This window comes from Vandammella animalimorsus (genome assembly GCF_002285285.1).
Taxonomy (GTDB): Bacteria; Pseudomonadota; Gammaproteobacteria; order Burkholderiales; family Burkholderiaceae_C; genus Lampropedia; species Lampropedia animalimorsus.
Map to the genome: position 1 here is coordinate 680,765 of NZ_NSJF01000001.1, position 18,797 is coordinate 699,561.

The following is an 18,797-nucleotide window of genomic DNA, read 5'->3' on the forward strand; positions in this document are numbered from 1 at the left end:
GTGCCCGAAAGGCCTTTGAACAAGCTTTGGGCTTGACGCAGGAAGGACGGCGCCCCTATGCCCTGGCCTGCGTTTTGGCCTCCCCCAGCTCGATCAAGACAGGCGCATGGTCGCTGGGCTTTGGCCACTTGCGCGGAGTGCGGTCAATCCAGCAGCGCTGCAGCTTTCGGCGCAGCGCAGTGCTGACGAGGATGTAGTCGATGCGCAGCCCACGGTTTTTCTGAAAACCCAGCATGCGGTAATCCCACCACGAGAAGCTTTTCTCGGGCTGCTCAAAGCAGCGGAAGGCATCCACCAGGCCCATATCCAGCAAATCCTGAAAGGCCTGGCGCTCCTGCTGCGTGTGATGAATGCTGCCGCGCAAGCCTTCCGGATCCCAGGAGTCGCAGTCCTGTGCAGTGATGTTGAAGTCGCCCATCAACACCAAATACTCGTATTGCTGCAGCTGCGCCTGCACGAACTGCTTGAGGTGCGCCAGCCAGTGCATCTTGTAGGCAAACTTCTCGCTGTCAGGCTCCTGGCCATTGACGAAATAGGCATTGATGACCCGCAGCTGGCCCCATTCCGAGTCCACGCTGGCGCTGATGACGCGCGACTGCGGATCGTCCAGGCCCGGCAGATTGCGCACCACTTCATGCGCCGGGCTGCGGTGCAGCAGCGCCACACCGTTGTATGTGGGCTGGCCCAGCACCGTGGCGCAGTAGCCCGATTCCTGCAACTGGGCGTGGGGAAAGCGCTCGTCGGTCAGCTTGAGCTCTTGCATGCCCAGCACATCCACCGGATTGGCCTGAAGCCACTGCTGTACCTGTGGCAGGCGCACATTGAGTGAATTCACATTCCATGAAGCAAGGGTCAGTGCCATGGGTTTGGAGAGCAAAGGAAAAGAAAATGGCCGTGCCGCAGACGAGCCGGGCAAGGCCATGCAAAGACTTTGAAAATAGCGCTCAAGTAGCGGAGCTGCTCGGCGGAACGTAGCCAGCCGCCTGATCGGCGCCCGTGCCGAAAAAGTGCTGCTCCATCTGGCGCGCCAGGTACTGGCGTGCGCGTGCATCGGCCAGGTTCAGGCGGTTTTCATTGACCAGCATGGTCTGGTGGCGCAGCCAGGCGTCCCAGGCCTCCTTGCTGACGTTGTTGAAAATGCGTTGGCCAAGTTCCCCAGGGTAGGGGGGGAAGTCCAGACCGGGGGCTTGGGTGCCCAGCTTGATGCACTGAACCATGCGGGTCATTGCGCGATGCTCCTTGGGGTGTTGGGGTAAGAGATGATGCTGCGAAATGCCTGCGCCGCCGGATAGGCGGCGCAGGTCAAAGGTCCTTAGGTTGGTGGCCCAGCGGTCTCAGCGCAGACGACTGATCTCGCGCTGAATGCCCTCGATGTCAGCCTGCACGCGCTCGATATTGGCCTTGAGTTCTGCCGTGCGCTCAATGTAGCCCTGGGGGTTGCGCAACTCCAACGCCGTGCGCACAGGAGCGCCGTTGTTGTATTCAGCCTCCAGCGTGGCCAGACGCTCTTTGGATTTGCGCAATTCGGCTTCCAGGATGGTGCGGGCATCGGCATCGCGGTTGCGCTGCGTGGATTGATCGACCCTGGGCGCATTGACCGGTGCGGGGGCGCTGCTTTGTCGTTGGCTGCCGCCTGAGGAGGATGAGACCGTGCTGCGCCGCGCTGCCGGGGCTCTTCCAGAGCTTTGGATGACGGTGACATTGCCACCCTCGACAAGCCTGCACCCCTGGCGCTTGGATGCGCCCGAGGCATTGGTGTACTCATTGCCGCAGCGGTAGACGCGCTCTTGCGCGAAGGCAGCAGTCCCCAGGACTGCGAGCACCAAAGCGATCACGCTGGATTTTTTCATGACGACACTCTCTCATTGATTGGAATCATCGGCTGCCAATGCTGCATGCCGTGGGTCTGTACAGGCCAAGGCATGGGGCGATGCGGCCCTGACGCCAATTGCTGCGCCTCGTCTGGAGAGGCGCATTTTCGGCATCGATTCTAAACCAAGCCCCTTTGCAGAGGCCCTGCGGCAGACTGTGCTGGACAAGACAAGAGGGTTGGAAAAACGCGTCTGATCAGGCGCTTAGAGCGTGTTATGCACTTTTCGTCCCCCGCGAGAGCCCCCCGGCGTGTGCAGTGCAAGGCGCCGTTGCCGCCGCAGCCCGGTGGGCTGCAAGGCGACGGCAACGCCGCAATGCGCATGCCGGGGCGCTCTCCCTTCGGGCTGACCCCAAAACCATGCACTCGCCGCGTTGGCCCGCTTGCCAAGGCAGCCAGCCTTGGCAAGCGCGCCGCCTTGCGATTACACGGTTTTGGGGCCAGCGCGGGGGGCGAAAAATGCATAACACGCTCTAATTTTTGCCTGCGGCGCGTTGGGCCGATTCGATGGTGTTGGCCAGCAGCATGGTGATGGTCATGGGGCCGACGCCACCGGGCACAGGGGTGATCCAGGAGACCACTTGCTGCACTTGCTCAAAGTCCACATCGCCGCAGAGTTTGCCCTGAGCGTTGCGGTTCATGCCCACGTCGATGACCACGGCCCCGGGCTTGACCATCTCGCGCGTGATCAGCTTTTCCTTGCCTACGGCCGCAACCAGTACATCCGCCTGGCGCGTGATGGCCCCCAGATCGGCTGTGGCGCTGTGGCAGATGGTGACGGTTGCACTGCGCGCCAGCAGCATCATGGCCATGGGCTTGCCAACGATGTTGCTGCGCCCGACGACCACGGCGTGCTTGCCGCGCAGCTCATAGCCGATGGCGTCCAGCATTTGCAGGCAGCCGTGCGGCGTACAGGGCCAGAAGCCACCTGGCAGGCCGGTCATCAGCGCGCCGGCGCTGGCGACGTGAAAGCCATCGACGTCCTTTTCCGGGGCAATGGCTTCGATCACGGCATCGGCATCCAGATGCTTGGGCAGGGGCAGCTGTACCAGGATGCCGTGAATGCTGGCATCCGCATTGAGCGTTGCGATGTGCCCAAGCAGCTCTTCCTGGCTGGTCTGGGCCGGCAGCTTTTGCAGCACGGAGTGGATGCCTGTTTCCTCACAGGCCTTGATCTTGTTGCGCACGTAGACCTGCGAGGCCGGGTCCTCGCCCACCAGCACCACAGCCAGCCCGGGGCGAAGCCCCTGATCGTTCAGGGCCTGGGCTTGCTGGGCGATTTGCAGTCGCAGTTTTTTTGAAAGGGCAAGGCCGTCGATGAGTTGGGCGGGCATGGTGTCAAGTCGTCACGAAGGAGGGCGCGGCAAAGTCCGCAGAAAAAGTTTCAGAACCCGTTTTGCACAGGCTCTCATCGCCTGTTTTCAGGCCACTGGGCCGCCCAGAGCCACCTTGAGCAGGTCGGCCACGGTATTGGCGCCGAGCTTTTCCATGATGTTGGCGCGGTGCGCTTCCACCGTCTTGATGCTGATGTTCAGATCATCGGCAATTTGCTTGTTCAGGCGCCCGGCAACGATGCGCTCAAGCACTTGGGATTCGCGCGCCGTCAGCTTGGCGAGCAGGGCTTCGCGCGTGGCCGCTTGCTGCTGGTTGGCGAAACTGCTCTCGGCTTGCTTGAGCATGCGCGCCACCAAGCCTGTGATGGCCTGTTCTTCAAAAGGTTTTTGGATGAAATCGACCGCGCCCTTTTTCATGGTTTCCACGGCCATGGGCACGTCGCCGTGGCCAGTGATGATGGCCACGGGCAGGGCAGGGCAGCGCTCGACCAGCGATTCCTGCAGTTCCAGCCCGGACATGCCGCCCATGCGGATGTCGGTGATCAGGCAGGCGACCTCGCGCGGGTCGTAGTGGCTCAGAAAGGATTCGGCGCTGTCAAAGCAGCGCACATGGAAGTCGCGCCCCTCCAGCAGCCACTGCAGAGAGTCGCGGATGGCCTCATCGTCATCCACGATATAAACCGTGCCTTTTTTATTGCCAATCGTCATGCCATCGTCCTGTCATGGTGTGGGGTGCATTGCCGCAGCCCCCCTGCTTGTATGGGACGCTGGGGCAGGCCACAGCGGGGCCTGTGCGGGGGCTTGGGCTCAGGGCTGCACCGTCCTTCAGCCCAAAATGGGATCGGCTGGTCCATCCTCGGGCGCATGTGGGTTCTGCGCGGCCGGCAGCCAGAAGGAAAATTCACAGCCTGTTACCAGGGCGCCATTGTAGAGGTTGCGCACTTGCATTTTTCCTTGGTGGGATTCGATGATGCTGCGGCACAGATTCAGGCCGATGCCCATGCCATCTTGCTTGGTGGAATAAAACGCATCAAAGAGGTGCTGCAAGACTTCTTCGGGCAAGCCGGGGCCTTGGTCTGCAATGCGAAACCGCAGGCCTGTGCCGTCGCGGTGCACGATCAGCTCGATGCCGCGCCGCTGCGGCGGCAGATCAGCGCCATCAATGGCCTCGGCGGCATTTTTCAACAGGTTGATCAGCACCTGCTCAATCAGGATGGCATCGGCATGCAGTGGCGGCAAATGGGCTTCGGTTTGCACGCTCAGACGCACATTGCGCCGACGGATTTCGATGTTGGCCAGCTCAACGGCCTCGCCAACCAGGCGCTGGGCCTGGCAGGGCTCGCGCTGCGACTGGCTGCGTTGCACGAAGGAACGAATGCGGTGGATGACTTGACCGGCGCGCACAGCCTGGTGGGCGGTTTTTTCCAGCGGCAGCAGCAGTTGCTCCTTTTCGATGGAATTGCTCTGAATGCGCGCAATCATGCCGCCCACGTAGTTGCTGATGGCTGCCAAGGGTTGGTTGAGCTCGTGCGCCACGCTGGAGGCCATCTCCCCCATGGTCATCAGGCGGTTGACGCTTTCCATTTTCTGCATCTGACGTGAGGCCTGTTCCTCGGCCTGCTTGCGCTTGCTGATGTCCGTGGCAATCAGCATCTGCGCCAGTCGGCCATCGACCCATTCGAGGTAGCGAGAGCGCACCTCCAGCCATTTGCCCAAGGATTCGACGTAAATTTCGGCGCGCTCGGAACTGGCGCTGGTGAGCATGTCCGCCGGCAGGCCCATCAGCAAATCCTCGGGCTCCGCATCGCTTTGGCCCTCCGCACTGCCTTGCTGAGCTTGGCTGGCGCTGCGCTCGCCAGCTTGGGCCAGCATTTGCAAATGCCCGGCACTGTGCGTGCCAAACCATTGGCGGTAAAGGCGGTTGGCAAACAGCAGCTCTTTGCTGCCCAGCGGGGTGATGCTGATGGAGGCATCGAGCGATTCGAGCACCAGCGTGAAGCGCTCGTGCGCGGTGGCCAGCTGCTGGCGGATGCGGTTGGGTTCGGTGATGTCGTTGATGGTGGTCAGCCAGCCGACCTGCGTGCCGCTCTCGTCGCGCAGCGGCGTCAAAAAAACCCGGGCATCGAACGAGGTGCCATTCTTGCGCCGCATCCTCAGCTGCAAACCACCCGGATAGTGCCTGCCATCGAGCTCGGCCTGGAAGCGCTGCTGCAAAATCTCCCGATCCTGGCGCGGCCAGTAGGGGAAGGGCGCCTTCATGCCCACCATTTCGTCCTGGCTCCAGCCCACCATGCGGCTGAAGGCCGCGTTGGTGTAGGTCGTCGTGCCCTGCATGTCCAGTGCGCGGATGCCGGTGGTCAAGGCGTTTTCGATTGCCAGGCGGAAGTTGTACTCCTGGCGTAGATGGCGCTGCGTTTGCAAGCGCCTGCGGCTCAAGCGCCAGTTCATCCACAGCATGCCCACTGTGCTCAAACCCAGCAGCAGCAGCAGCAGTGACAGCGCGCGCGTGGTCATGTCCCGGTCGGAGCGATACAGAGCCACGTTCAGGCGCCATTGCCCGCCCAGCGCCTGCACAGGCACGGCCAGTTGCGTCGGGGCCTGCTGCGCAGGATCCCAAGCGAAGCCGGCTTTGGCATCAGCAGCTTGTGCCGGCGCTGCGCCAGCAATGAGCTGGCCTTGCGCATCGAGCAATGACACAGCCAGGCCATTGGTCAGGCGCGCCTCGTTCAACGCAGCATTGAGCAGCAGGTGCGGCGCGTACTCCGCCATCACCGCACCAAGCGGGTGGCCGTTGATCGCGATGGGGATGAAAAACTGCAGCACGGCCGGATGGACTTCCTGGCTTTGCTGCTCTTGCCCGGCTACGCTGCGCCAATGGCTTTGCAGCGCATCCTCGGGCGCGATGCCATGCACCACTTGCCCCAGATTGCGGCGCAGGCTGCTGGGGACCATGGCCGAATGGTGGCTGCTGACCACGCGCTGGCTGGCATCGAACCAGGTCAGCGCGTACAGCGCCCGGTCACGCCCAATGAGCGTGCGTGCGCCCTGGTCAAAACCAGTGTTGGAGTTGGGCGAGAGCATGTCCAACACCAGGCGCTGGATCTGGTCCTGCCGCGAGAGCAGCTGCTCGTTCAAGCGCAGCAGCAGAAACTGCGTGTGCTGCTGCAGCAGTTGCTTCTCACGGGCCTGCTCCTCGCTGCGCAAAAAACCATACGCCCCGACCATGACGACGATGAACAGCACGACGGACAGCAGCGGAATCAGCACGCTGAGCCGCTCCAGGCGCAGCCAAGTGGGCGTTTTCTTGCCATTGGCAGCGCGGATGGGGTTGTGCAGCGGGGAGGCGGTTTCGGGCATGCGCAGGGCGGGCAAGGGGGAAATGCCCGTGCCCAAGTCGTCAAAGAAAAGGGGCTTATTGTGCCGGCCCGTTGCAATGGCCTGGCCAAACCTCTCAAGAAGCCTTTGCGGCCGCAGAAATCCATTTAATTTTCTTGATGCGAAAAACACTGTCTCAATTTGAAAAACCCTCCCGGCAAACGTGCGACACTTCAGCCGTTGCCACCCCTGTGATGGGCGCCCCGCCCGGTCGCTTTGTGTGAAGGCGGGCGGGCCGGTGGTAGGTAAAGATTCCGCGTTTCCCCTAGGTATTGCCGCTGCCTTTCTGGCTGCTGAGCCCGGTGGACTCGGGTAGATTTCCAGCGGTGTGCTGCAAAGCATCGTGATTTCATGAAATGGAGACTGGACGATATGAGCGATCAGACAAGCATGACGGGCAAGGCACTGGCGACCACGGACGCCGTGGACACCGACGCCCAGGAAACCCGCGAGTGGCTGGATGCGCTGTCCGCCGTGATCGACCGCGAGGGCGCCGAGCGGGCGCATTTTCTGATCGAGGAGCTGCTGGAGCACGCGCGCCAGCACAGCATCGACCTGCCGTTTTCGGCCACCACGGGCTACGTCAACACCATTGAGCCTGAGCAGGAGGCGCGCTGCCCCGGCAACATCGCCATCGAGAAGCGCCTGCGCGCCTACATGCGCTGGAACGCCATGGCCATGGTGGTGCGCGCCAACCGCCTCAACCCCGACGACGGGGGCGATCTGGGCGGGCACATTGGCTCCTTTGCCTCGCTGGCCTCCATGCTGGGCGCGGGCTTCAACCACTTCTGGCACGCCGAGAGCGAAAACCACGGCGGCGACTGCCTCTACATCCAGGGCCACAGCGCGCCGGGCATCTACGCGCGCGCCTATCTGGAAGGGCGCATCACCGAGGCGCAGATGGACAGCTTCCGCCAGGAGGTCGATGGCAAGGGCCTGTCCAGCTACCCGCACCCCAAGCTGATGCCCGAGTTCTGGCAGTTCCCCACCGTCAGCATGGGCCTGGGGCCGCTGATGGCCATTTACCAGGCGCGCTTTCTGAAGTACTTGCAGGCGCGCGGCATCGCCAACACCGAGGGGCGCAAGGTCTGGGCCTTCATGGGCGATGGCGAGATGGACGAGCCCGAGAGCCTGGGCGCCATTGGCCTGGCTGCGCGCGAAAACCTGGACAACCTGATCTTCGTCATCAACTGCAACCTGCAGCGCCTGGACGGCCCGGTGCGCGGCAACGGCAAGATCATCCAGGAGCTGGAGGGCGAGTTCCGCGGCAGCGGCTGGAACGTGATCAAGCTGATCTGGGGCAAGGGCTGGGACGAGTTGCTGGCGCGCGACAAGAGCGGCAAGCTCAAGCAGCTGATGATGGAGACGCTGGACGGCGACTACCAGGCGCTGAAGGCCAACGACGGCGCCTACGTGCGCAAGCACTTCTTCGGCAAGTATCCGGAGACGGCCAAGCTGGTCGAGCACATGAGCGACGACGAGATCTGGGAGCTGCGCCGCGGCGGCCACGAGCCGAGCAAGGTGTACGCGGCCTTCCACGCCGCGCACCACCACAAGGGCCAGCCCACGGTGCTGCTGGTCAAGACGGTGAAAGGCTACGGCATGGGCAAGGCCGGCGAGGGCAAGAACACCGTGCACCAGACCAAAAAGCTCAGCGACGAGGACGTGCGCTACATCCGCGACCGCTTCGGCATCCCCGTGCCCGACAGCGAGCTGGACAAGCTGCCCTACTACAAGCCGGCCGACGACACGCCGGAGATGAAGTACCTGCACGAGCGCCGCCAGGCCCTGGGCGGCTACCTGCCCAAGCGTCGCACCAAGGCCGACGAGAGCTTCACCATCCCCAGCCTGGAGACCTTCAAGGCCGTGCTGGAGCCCACGGCCGAGGGCCGCGAGATCAGCACCACCCAGGCCTTCGTGCGCTTTCTCACGCAGCTGCTGCGCGACAAGGCCTTTGGCCCGCGCGTGGTGCCCATTCTGGTGGACGAGGCGCGCACCTTCGGCATGGAGGGGCTGTTCCGCCAGATCGGCATCTACAACCCGCGCGGCCAGCAGTACACCCCGGTCGATAAGGACCAGGTGATGTACTACAAGGAGGCCACCGACGGCCAGATCCTGCAAGAAGGCATCAACGAGGCCGGCGGCATGGCCAGCTGGATCGCTGCGGCCACCAGCTACAGCACATCCAACCGCATCATGATGCCGTTCTACGTGTTCTATTCCATGTTCGGCTTCCAGCGCGTGGGCGACCTGGCCTGGGCCGCGGGCGACATGCAGGCGCGCGGCTTCTTGCTGGGCGGCACCAGCGGGCGCACCACGCTCAACGGCGAGGGCCTGCAGCACGAGGATGGGCATAGCCACATCCTGGCCGGCACCATCCCCAACTGCATCAGCTACGACCCCACCTTCGCGCACGAAGTGGCCGTCATCCTGCACCACGGCCTCAAGCGCATGGTGGAAAAGCAGGACAACGTGTTCTATTACCTGACCCTGCTCAACGAGAACTACGCCATGCCCGGCCTCACGCCCGGCACCGAGGAGCAGATCATCCGCGGCATGTACCTGTGTCAGCGCGGCGCGCAGGCGCCTGTGCAGCGCGTGCAGCTGCTGGGCAGCGGCACCATCTTGCGCGAGAGCATCGCCGCCCAGGCCCTGCTGGCGCAGGACTGGGGCATTGCCGCCGACGTGTGGAGCTGCCCCAGCTTCAACGAACTGGCGCGCGACGGCCAGGACTGCGCGCGCTGGAACCTGCTGCACCCCACCGAGACGCCGCGCCAGCCCTTCGTGGCGCAGCAGCTGGCCGGGCACGAGGGGCCGGTGATCGCCGCCACCGACTACATGAAGAACTACGCCGAGCAAATCCGCCCCTTCATGCCCAAGAACGAGCAAGGCGCGGCCCGCAGCTACACCGTGCTGGGCACCGACGGCTTTGGCCGCTCGGACTTCCGACGCAAGCTGCGCGAGCACTTCGAGGTGGACCGCCACTACATCGTGCTGGCCGCGCTCAAGGCACTGGCCGACGAGGGCAAGCTGCCCGCCGCGCGCGTGGCCGAGGCCATCGCCAAATACGGCATCCAGGCCGACAAGATCAACCCGCTGCACGCCTGAGGCGGCCAGGAAGGAGACAACACATGGCATTGGTTGAAGTCAAGGTCCCCGACATTGGCGACTTCTCGGACGTGGCCGTCATCGAGCTGCTGGTGCAGCCCGGCGACGCGGTGAAGGCCGAGCAAAGCCTGATCACCGTGGAGAGCGACAAGGCCAGCATGGAAATCCCCAGCAGCCACGCCGGCGTGGTCAAAGAGCTGAAAGTCAAGCTGGGCGACAAGGTCAGCGAAGGCGCCGTCGTGCTGCTGCTGGAGGCCGAGGGGGCGGAAGAAAAAACGGCCCCAGCGCCCGCTGCGCCAGCGCAAGCAGCTATCAAAAACGAAGCGGTTGCCGCGCCCGCAGCCCCGGCAGCGGCAGCCCCCGCCGCCAGCGGCCCGGTCGAAGTGCGCGTGCCCGACATTGGCGACTTCAAGGACGTGGCCGTGATCGAGGTGTTCGTGCAGCCCGGCGACACGGTGAAGGTGGAGCAATCGCTCATCACCGTGGAGAGCGACAAGGCCAGCATGGAAATCCCCAGCAACCATGCGGGCGTGGTCAAGGAAATGAAGGTCAAGCTGGGCGACAAGCTCAACATGGGCGACGTGATCGCCGTGCTGGAAGGCGCGGCGGATTCAGCAGCGCCGGTTCAGCGTTCAGCGTCCGGCGTTGAGCGTGAAAACGTCCCGGCTCCTGCGCCCGCTGCGGCCTCTGCCGCCGCCTCTTCTCCCTCTCCCGCCCAGGCGGGAGAGGGCCGGGGTGAGGGTGGGGCGGCCGCCCCCGCCCACGACCCCACCCAGCCCCCGCTGGGCCTGCCCCACGCCAGCCCCAGCGTGCGCAAGTTCGCGCGCGAGCTGGGCGTGCCGCTGGCCGAAGTCAAGGGCAGCGGCCCCAAGGGCCGCATCACGCAGCAGGACGTGCAGCAATTCACCCAGGCCGTCATGGCCGGCAGCCTGCAAACCCAGGCCCAGGCCGCCCGCGCGCCCGCCAGCAGTGCAGGCGGTGGCGGCGCCGGGCTGGACCTGCTGCCCTGGCCCAAGGTGGACTTCGCCAAGTTCGGCCCTGTCGAGGCCAAGCCGCTGTCACGCATCAAGAAAATCAGCGGCGCCAACCTGGCGCGCAACTGGGTGATGATCCCCCACGTCACCAACCACGACGACGCCGACATCACCGAGCTGGAAGCCCTGCGCGTGCAGCTCAACAAGGAGAATGAGAAGAGCGGCGTCAAAGTCACCATGCTCGCCTTCCTCATCAAAGCCTGCGTGGCCGCGCTGAAGAAATTCCCCGAATTCAACGCCAGTCTGGACGGCGACAACCTGGTCTACAAGCAGTACTGGAACATTGGCTTCGCCGCCGATACCCCCAATGGCCTGGTCGTGCCCGTCATCAAGCAGGCCGACGCCAAGGGCGTGATGCAAATCAGCCAGGAGCTGGCCGAACTCAGCAAGAAAGCCCGCGACGGCAAGGCCAGCCCGGCCGACATGCAAGGCGCCACCTTCACCATCAGCAGCCTGGGCGGCATTGGCGGCACCTACTTCACGCCCATCATCAACGCGCCCGAAGTGGCCATCCTCGGCGTGTGCCGCAGCGAAATGCGCCCGCGCTGGAACGGCGAGAAATTCAAGCCCCGCCTGATGCTGCCGCTGTCCTTGAGCTACGACCACCGCGTCATTGACGGCGCGGCCGCCGCGCGCTTCAACGCCTATCTGGCCCAGGTGCTGGCGGACTTCCGCCGGGTCATGCTGTGAGCTTGGTTTCTGCCGCTGCCGCCACGGCCGGGTCAGCCGCGCCAGCCGCGTCTGGCGTGCCTGACATGCCTGATGCGCCGGCCGTGCAAGCTGTGCAAGAGGCCCTGCGCGGCCTGCGCGCGCCCGTGGGCGTGTTCGACGCGGGCATTGGCAGCTACGCGCTGGTGCGGCTCATCCAGCAGCGCTGCCCGTGGCAGGACGTGATTTACCTGGCCGACCGCGCCAGCTTCCCCTACGGCGGCAAAACGCCTGCTGAGCTGGCCCATGCCGTGGAAGCGGCCATCGCCGCCCTGGCGCGCTGGGGCGCGGCGGCGGCGGTGCTGGCTTCCAACGCGCCCTCCGTCATAGTGCTGGACGCCGTGCGCCCGCGCAGCCCCGTGCCCGTGCTGGGTGTGCTGCCGCCCGTGCGCGAAGCATTGGCGCGCTCGCGCAGCGGCCAGGTGGCGCTGCTGGGCGTGGCCTCGTTGGCTGGCAGCCCGCAAATCGCCGATTACGTGGCGCGCCAGGCCCAGGGCCGCCCGGTGCGGGTGGTCAATGCCTCGCCCTTGGTCGAGTTGGTGGAAAGCGGCGCTTTCTTGTCCGACCCGGCTGGCACGCAAGCGCAGGTCAGCGCCTTCATGCAGGCGCTGCGCCAGCAGCAGCCGGGGCTGGACGTGTGCACGCTCTCGTCCACCCATCTGCCCTGGCTGCGCCCCTTTTTCGAGCAGGCCGCGCCCGGCCTGGCCTTTCTGGACCCGGCGCAGACCGTGGTGGACGAGCTGGCCGCGCGCCTGCCCGCACCGCCGCCGGAGGGCGCGGCGGCGCACGCTGGCCCTGCTGATGGCACTGATGGCGTGGGCCGCGTGGTCTGCCTGGCCACCGCCTCGCCCGCCTACCCGCTGGCGGGCCTGCAAGACATGCTGGCGCGGCTGGGCGTGAGCTTACCCGTGCACGCCGTGCAAGTTCTGCCCGCGCCGCTGCCTGCCCAACTTTGAATTGACAAAAACAGGAGACTTTCCATGTCCACCATCGACATCCAAGTGCCCGACATCGGCGACTTTGCCGACGTGGCCGTCATCGAGCTGCTGGTGCAGCCGGGCGACACGGTGAAGGTGGAGCAGTCGCTCATCACCGTGGAAAGCGACAAGGCCAGCATGGAAATTCCCAGCAGCCACGCGGGCGTGGTGAAAGAGATGAAAGTCAAGCTGGGCGACAAGGTGAGCGAAGGCACGGTCATCCTGACGCTGGAGGCCAGCGAGGCCAGTGCTGCGGCGAACCCTCCCCCGCTGGGGGAGGGTAGGGTGGGGGCAAGCGCCTCCACCCCAGCGGCGGTGGCCGCGCCCTCACCCCAACCCTCACCCCAACCCTCACCCCAACCCTCACCCCAACCCTCACCCCAACCCTCACCCCAACCCGCGCCCCAACCCGCACCCCAGGCCGCCAGCTACCAAGGCAGCGCCGATGTGCAATGCGACGTGCTCGTGCTCGGCGGCGGCCCCGGCGGCTACAGCGCGGCCTTCCGCGCCGCCGATCTGGGCCTGAACGTGGTGCTCATCGAGCGCTACGCCACGCTGGGCGGCGTGTGCCTGAACGTGGGCTGCATCCCCTCCAAGGCGCTGCTGCACGTGGCCGCCGTGATGGACGAAGTGGGCCATCTGGCCGCGCTGGGCGTGGACTACGGCGCGCCCAAACTCGACATCGACAAACTGCGCGCCCACAAGGAAAAAGTCATCGCCAAGCTCACCGGCGGCCTGGGGGCCATGGCCAAGATGCGCAAGGTGAAAGTGCTGCGCGGCTACGGCAGCTTCGTCGGCGCCAACCATGTGCAGGTGGAAGAAACCAGCGGCAGCGGCCAGGAGAAAACCGGCGGCAAGCAAGTGGTGCAATTCCAGCGCGCCATCATCGCCGCGGGCAGCCAGGCCGTGCGCCTGCCCTTCATGCCCGAAGATCCGCGCGTGGTTGATTCCACCGGCGCGCTGGCCCTCAAGGGCGTGCCCAAACGCATGCTGGTGCTGGGCGGCGGCATCATCGGGCTGGAGATGGGCACCGTTTACAGCACCCTGGGCGCACGCCTTGACGTGGTGGAAATGATGGACGGCCTGATGCAAGGCGCCGACCGCGATCTGGTCAAGGTCTGGCAGAAGATGAATGCGCCGCGCTTTGACCACATCATGCTGGGCACAAAAACTGTGGCCGCCCGCGCCACCGACGCGGGCATCGAAGTCACCTTCGAGGGCGAAGGCGCGCCGCCGCCGCAAACCTACGACCTGGTGCTGCAAGCCGTGGGCCGCAGCCCCAACGGCAAGAAAATCGGCGCCGAAAACGCCGGCGTGGCTGTCACCGAGCGCGGCTTCATCCCTGTGGACGTGCAAATGCGCACCAACGCGCCGCACATCTTCGCCATTGGCGACATCGTCGGCCAGCCCATGCTGGCGCACAAGGCCGTGCACGAGGCGCACGTGGCCGCCGAAGTCATCGCCGGTGAACTCAAGGGCGACGAAAAGCTGGCCCGCGCCGCCTTCAACGCCCGCGTCATCCCCAGCGTGGCCTACACCGACCCCGAAGTCGCCTGGGTCGGCCTGACCGAAGACCAGGCCAAGGCCCAGGGCGTGAAGGTGAAAAAAGGCCTGTTCCCCTGGAGCGCCTCCGGCCGCGCCATCGCCAACGGCCGCGACGAAGGCTTTACCAAGCTGCTGTTTGACGAAGCCACCCACCAGATCGTGGGCGGCGGCATCGTCGGCACCCACGCGGGCGACATGATTGGCGAAATCGCCCTGGCCATCGAAATGGGCGCGGACGCCATCGACATCGGCAAGACCATCCACCCCCACCCCACGCTGGGCGAAAGCATCGGCATGGCCGCCGAAGTGGCGCACGGCAGCTGTACCGATTTGCCGCCACAGAAGCGCTGAGCGCTCAAGCCCCCAAAGAAGGGGCCAGCGGCGCAGCCAGCACATGGCGTTATTACGAGGGAGGAGGGCGCAACATGCACGCACCAGCATTCACGACGGCCAATGCCGCCAGCGCAGCCCAGGCGGCTTGGCTCATTGCGTTGATAGGCCTGGCAACTGCCTGGCCAGCCCTGGCGCAAGGGGGCGGCGAGGGGGCCAGCGATGCCCAAATCATGGCCCAGGCCATGCGCGAAGCCAAGGCTTACCAGCGCGGGGCCAGCGGGCCAATGGGCGCGTCGCCACCGTCAGGCCAGCCGCTGCAGCCCGCCTTGCTGGCCCCGGTCTTTCAAAGCGCGGCGCAGGCGCGCAGCCAAGCGGGCGTGACGCTGCGCTTTACTGCCCAGGCGCCAGCACGCTTTGCCGGCCGGCGTCTGGCGCTGGAGAAAGCGACCAGGGACCAGTGTTACACCGATGCGCTCTTGCGCCCCGGCGCGGCCTGTCGCAGCGTCACGCCCGAGGCCATGGATCGCATCGTGCAAGGCCAGCAGTGGTACGCCCGCAACCAGGCCAGCGCCGACGAGCAGCAGCGCATCTACAAGCAGCGCAGCGCGCAAAGCGACGCCCCTTGCCAGGAGTGGATGGCGGCGCTGCCGCCGGACTTCACGGTGCTGCACATCGACCAGCCCGCCCGCATCGGCCAGGGCAAGCGCTTGCAGGGCATCCAGCTCAAGGGCGACGACAGCGGCGGCGGCGTGGTTTACCACGTGCAGGCGCGCATCAATCAGCCGGAAAAGCCCGTCGTTCTGCTGCTGACCAGCTACTACCCCACCATCTGGCAGATCTCGCGCAGCCCGCAGACGCGCATCGCCGCCGTCTGGGCCAGCGGCTACCACCGCCAATACCCCATCGGCACCGATGAGCAAGTGCCCGTGCTCACCACCTCCCACGACGAACCGCGCTGCAAAAGCCACCGCCCCCAGGGCCTGCCGCCTTTTGCCAGCCAGGCGCAGAAGTTCAGCAGCGACCGCACGGGCGAAGTGCTCATTGGCAACCCCAGCGCCCGGTGGATATCGCACGGCCACATCGCCAGCCTGCAAAAAGGCAGCGATGAGCTGCACTCGGGCCAGGGCGGCATGGCGCAATTGCTGCAGCGCGGCATCGTGCGCCAGGTCACCGAGCGTGAATACGCGGCCAACCGCGAGCAGCGCGGCCAGCGCGCCTATCTGCGCAACCAACCTGATGCTCCCGTCCAAGACCACTACCGCATCCTGCAAGGCATGCGCTTTCCCAGCGGCATGTACGGCGGCTATTCGGCCCACTTCTATGTGCCCGAGGGCGTGCCTTTGCCCGAAGGCGACGTGGGGCACAACAGCATCTACCTGCTGCCCAGCGGCTATTGCCTGGGGATTTGCCCCTGAGCCTGCCGTATGGGGCAACATGGCAATCGTCTTTACAGGCAAGGCTGTTCAATGCCGCAATCCCCTTGGCCAAGCGCTCTCGTACTTGACTTGAGCTTGCCCGACAAGCCATCGAAGGAGATTGAAATGGGAACCTCCAGCAACTATGCCCTGCGCCTGCCGCGCTCCTTGAAAGCCGGCGCCGAACAAGTCGCCCGCGAGGACGGCAGCACGCTGAACCAGTTCATCGTCAGCGCGGAGGCCGAAAAGCTGGCGGCGCTGAAAACGGCCGACTATTTCATGCAGCGCGCAGAGCGCGGCGACATGGCCGCGGCCCTGGCCACGCTGGGCCGCGTTGGCGGCCAGCGCCCCTAAGGTGAGGAGGCGCCCTGATCGCGCCTTGATAAGCGCCCCTTGAACACGCTTTGAGCGGGTGGCGCGAGCTGGCGCGCTGCTACAGCCGTGCCAGTCGCTGCAATGCGGCGTGCAGCGTCTCATCCTGCTTGGCGAAGCAAAAGCGGATCACCTTCTGGTCAAACCCATCGCCATAAAAGGCCGAGAGCGGGATGGCGGCCACGCCGATCTCGCGCGTGAGCCATTGGCAGAACTGGTCTTCCGGCAGGTCGCGTTCGGGCACGGCCAGTTGCTCGATGCCTACGCACTGAAAGTAGCTGCCCTCACAGGGCAGCAGGCGAAAGCGCGTTTGCGCCAGCCCTTGGCGGAACAGGTCGCGCTTGGCCTGGTAGAAGGCGGGCAACCCCAGGTAGGGCGCGGCATCTTGCATGTAGGCGGCCAGGCCGTGCTGCATGGGGGTGTTGACGGTGAACACGTTGAATTGGTGCACCTTGCGGAACTCGGCGCTGAGCGCGGCAGGGGCGGCCACGTAGCCCACCTTCCAGCCCGTGACGTGGTAGGTCTTGCCAAAGCTGCTGACGATGAAGGCGCGCGCGGCCAGGCCGGGGTAGCGCGCGGCGCTTTCGTGGCACAGCGGGGCGTAGACCATGTGCTCGTACACCTCGTCGGAAATGAGGAGAACATTGGTGGGCGCCAGCAGCTCCTGCAGGCGCAGCATGTCCTGGCGCGACCACACGGTGGCGCTGGGGTTGTGCGGGGTGTTGATGATGAGCGCGCGGGTTTTGGGGCCGATGGCGGCGGCGATCTTGTCGAAGTCGGGCCGGAAGCTGCCGGGCATCAGCGGCACGCGCACGGCCGTGGCGCCGGCCAGGGCGATGCCGGGCAGGTAGCTGTCGTAGCAGGGTTCGAGCACGATCACCTCGTCGCCCGGCCCGGCGCAGCACATCAGCGCGGTGAAGATGGCCTGCGTGGCCCCGGCGGTGACGGTGATCTCGCGCTCGGCGCAATAGGCGCGGCCGTACAGCGCCTCGGTCTTGGCGGCGATGGCCTGGCGCAGCGCGGGCACGCCAGCCATGGGCGGGTACTGGTTGTGGCCCTGCTGCATGGCGGCGCCGACGGCCTCCGGCAGGCGCGGGTCGCAGCCAAAATCAGGGAAGCCCTGGCCCAGGTTGATGGCCTGGTGCTCGGCCGCCAGCGCAGACATGACGCTGAAAATGGTGGTGCCCACGCCTGGCAGGCGCGAGGCGATGGCGGGCGTGGCCGAAGCCAGAGAGAGGGCGGCAGACATGGCAGCACAAAGAGAAGAGGCTTGAGCGGGCTCGCCAGGGCCAAGTGAAGAAGCTCAGTCGCCCGCCTGCATGCGCATGGCTGCCGCCTGGGCGTGGGCTTGCAGGCCCTCGCCTTCGGCCAGCACCTGGGCGATGGCACCGAGCTGACGCGCGCCGGCCGGGCTGACTTCAATCAGCGAGCTGCGCTTTTGGAAATCCATGACCGACAGCGGCGAGGAAAAACGCGCCGTGCCGCTGGTGGGCAGCACGTGGTTGGGGCCGGCGCAGTAATCGCCCAGCGACTCGCTGGTGTAGGCGCCCAGGAAGATGGCGCCGGCGTGGCGCAGCAGCGGCTCCCAGCGCTGGGGCTCGCGGCTGGAGATTTCCAGGTGCTCGGGCGCAATGCGGTTGCTGATGGCGCAGGCCTCGTCCATGTCGCGGGTCTGGATCAGCGCGCCGCGGCCGTTCAGGCTCTGGGCGATGATGGCCGCGCGCGGCAGCGTGGGCAGCAGGCGGTCGATGGCCTGCTGCACGGCGTCGATGTAGGCCGCATCCGGGCACAGCAGAATGCTTTGCGCCAGCTCATCGTGCTCGGCCTGGGAGAACAAATCCATGGCCACCCAGTCCGGCGGGGTGCTGCCGTCGGCCAGCACCAGGATTTCGCTGGGCCCGGCGATCATGTCGATGCCCACCTGGCCGAAGACGTGCTTCTTGGCGCTGGCCACGTAGGCGTTGCCTGGGCCGGTGATTTTGTCGACCTTGGGCACGGTCTGTGTGCCATAGGCCAGCGCGGCAATGGCCTGGGCGCCGCCGATGGTGAAGAGCCGGTGCACGCCGGCCACGTGGGCTGCGGCCAGCACCAGCGGGTTTTTCTCGCCCCTGGGGGTGGGGGCGACCATGATGATTTGCCCCACGCCAGCGACCTGTGCGGGAATGGCGTTCATCAGCACGCTGGAGGGGTAGGCGGCCTTGCCGCCGGGCACGTAGATGCCGGCGCGATCCAGCGGCGTGACTTTCTGGCCCAGCAGGCTGCCGTCCTCGTCGCGGTAGCTCCAGCTCTGGCCGGCGGCCTTTTTCTGTGCCTCGTGGTAGCTGCGGATGCGCGCGGCGGCCTGTTGCAGCGCCTGGCGCTGGGCTTGGGGCAGGCCGTCGAAGGCGGCCTGCAGCTCACTGGCGGGGATTTCCAGCTCGGCCACGCTGGCCGCCTGCAGGCCGTCGAGCTGCTGGCTCAGGCGCAGCACGGCGGCGTCGCCCTCTTGGCGCACAGCCTGCAGGATGTCGGCCACGCGCTGCTCGATGGCCGCGTCGGTATCGGCGCTCCAATGCAGGCGCTGCTGGAACTGGGCCTCGAAATCGGGCGACTGGGTGGACAGGCGCAGAGGGCTGGCTTTGAGGGTCATGGCAAAAAGGGCGGGCAATGAAGGCGCTGGGGCACTGGGGCACTTGGTCGCTGGCGCTGCGACAATCCGGTATGGCGGCGGGCGGCGCAGCTCAGCG

At 65.7% G+C, this 18,797-nt stretch carries 14 protein-coding genes; 6 read left to right on the top strand and 8 right to left on the bottom strand.

Going from position 1 to position 18,797, the window contains the following annotated elements; translation table 11 throughout:
- Positions 1-55: 55 nt before the first annotated feature.
- From xth to CK620_RS02900, 6 genes are all read right to left on the bottom strand, one after another.
- The gene (xth, locus tag CK620_RS02875; RefSeq protein ID WP_095549125.1) at positions 56-856 is read right to left on the bottom strand and encodes an exodeoxyribonuclease III; all 801 of its coding nucleotides are present in this window, start codon (positions 854-856) and stop codon (positions 56-58) included.
- 88 nt (positions 857-944) lie between these two features.
- On the bottom strand, positions 945-1,226 hold the full coding sequence (locus CK620_RS02880) for an oxidative damage protection protein (RefSeq protein ID WP_095542026.1): 282 nt from the start codon (positions 1,224-1,226) through the stop codon (positions 945-947).
- 108 nt (positions 1,227-1,334) lie between these two features.
- A complete protein-coding gene (locus tag CK620_RS02885; RefSeq protein ID WP_095548982.1) occupies positions 1,335-1,850 on the bottom strand; it encodes a hypothetical protein in 516 nt (171 codons plus the stop codon).
- A gap of 493 nt (positions 1,851-2,343) precedes the next feature.
- On the bottom strand, positions 2,344-3,204 hold the full coding sequence (gene folD, locus CK620_RS02890; protein WP_095548983.1) for a bifunctional methylenetetrahydrofolate dehydrogenase/methenyltetrahydrofolate cyclohydrolase FolD: 861 nt from the start codon (positions 3,202-3,204) through the stop codon (positions 2,344-2,346).
- 87 nt (positions 3,205-3,291) lie between these two features.
- Positions 3,292-3,912 (bottom strand): response regulator transcription factor, encoded by a 621-nt coding sequence (locus CK620_RS02895; protein WP_095548984.1) that lies wholly within the window; start codon positions 3,910-3,912, stop codon positions 3,292-3,294.
- 117 nt (positions 3,913-4,029) lie between these two features.
- Positions 4,030-6,561: a PAS domain-containing sensor histidine kinase gene (locus CK620_RS02900; protein WP_143325890.1), complete on the bottom strand. Its 2,532-nt coding sequence runs from the start codon at positions 6,559-6,561 to the stop codon at positions 4,030-4,032.
- Positions 6,562-6,951: 390 nt separating this feature from the next.
- On the opposite strand from CK620_RS02900, the gene aceE reads away from it, so the two are divergent.
- From aceE to CK620_RS02930, 6 genes are all read left to right on the top strand, one after another.
- Entirely contained in the window at positions 6,952-9,687 is a 2,736-nt protein-coding gene (gene aceE, locus CK620_RS02905) for a pyruvate dehydrogenase (acetyl-transferring), homodimeric type (protein WP_420894195.1), read from the top strand.
- A 23-nt stretch (positions 9,688-9,710) separates the two neighbouring features.
- A complete protein-coding gene (gene aceF / locus CK620_RS02910) occupies positions 9,711-11,411 on the top strand; it encodes a dihydrolipoyllysine-residue acetyltransferase (RefSeq protein WP_095548987.1) in 1,701 nt (566 codons plus the stop codon).
- A gap of 65 nt (positions 11,412-11,476) precedes the next feature.
- Positions 11,477-12,385: a glutamate racemase gene (locus tag CK620_RS02915; RefSeq protein ID WP_095548988.1), complete on the top strand. Its 909-nt coding sequence runs from the start codon at positions 11,477-11,479 to the stop codon at positions 12,383-12,385.
- A gap of 24 nt (positions 12,386-12,409) precedes the next feature.
- Positions 12,410-14,302, top strand: coding sequence for a dihydrolipoyl dehydrogenase (gene lpdA, locus CK620_RS02920; protein WP_095548989.1), 1,893 nt, complete (start codon positions 12,410-12,412; stop codon positions 14,300-14,302).
- A gap of 74 nt (positions 14,303-14,376) precedes the next feature.
- Positions 14,377-15,699 carry a hypothetical protein gene (locus CK620_RS02925; protein WP_095548990.1) on the top strand — a complete coding sequence of 441 codons (1,323 nt, stop codon included), beginning with the start codon at positions 14,377-14,379 and terminating at the stop codon, positions 15,697-15,699.
- Between the two features lie 126 nt (positions 15,700-15,825).
- Positions 15,826-16,053 carry a YlcI/YnfO family protein gene (locus tag CK620_RS02930; protein WP_095549126.1) on the top strand — a complete coding sequence of 76 codons (228 nt, stop codon included), beginning with the start codon at positions 15,826-15,828 and terminating at the stop codon, positions 16,051-16,053.
- A gap of 79 nt (positions 16,054-16,132) precedes the next feature.
- On the opposite strand, the gene CK620_RS02935 is transcribed toward CK620_RS02930, so the two are convergent.
- Positions 16,133-17,320, bottom strand: a complete 1,188-nt coding sequence (locus tag CK620_RS02935) for a pyridoxal phosphate-dependent aminotransferase (protein ID WP_095548991.1) — start codon at positions 17,318-17,320, stop codon at positions 16,133-16,135.
- Positions 17,321-17,374: 54 nt separating this feature from the next.
- Positions 17,375-18,700 carry a histidinol dehydrogenase gene (gene hisD / locus CK620_RS02940; RefSeq protein WP_095548992.1) on the bottom strand — a complete coding sequence of 442 codons (1,326 nt, stop codon included), beginning with the start codon at positions 18,698-18,700 and terminating at the stop codon, positions 17,375-17,377.
- Positions 18,701-18,797: the final 97 nt, after the last annotated feature.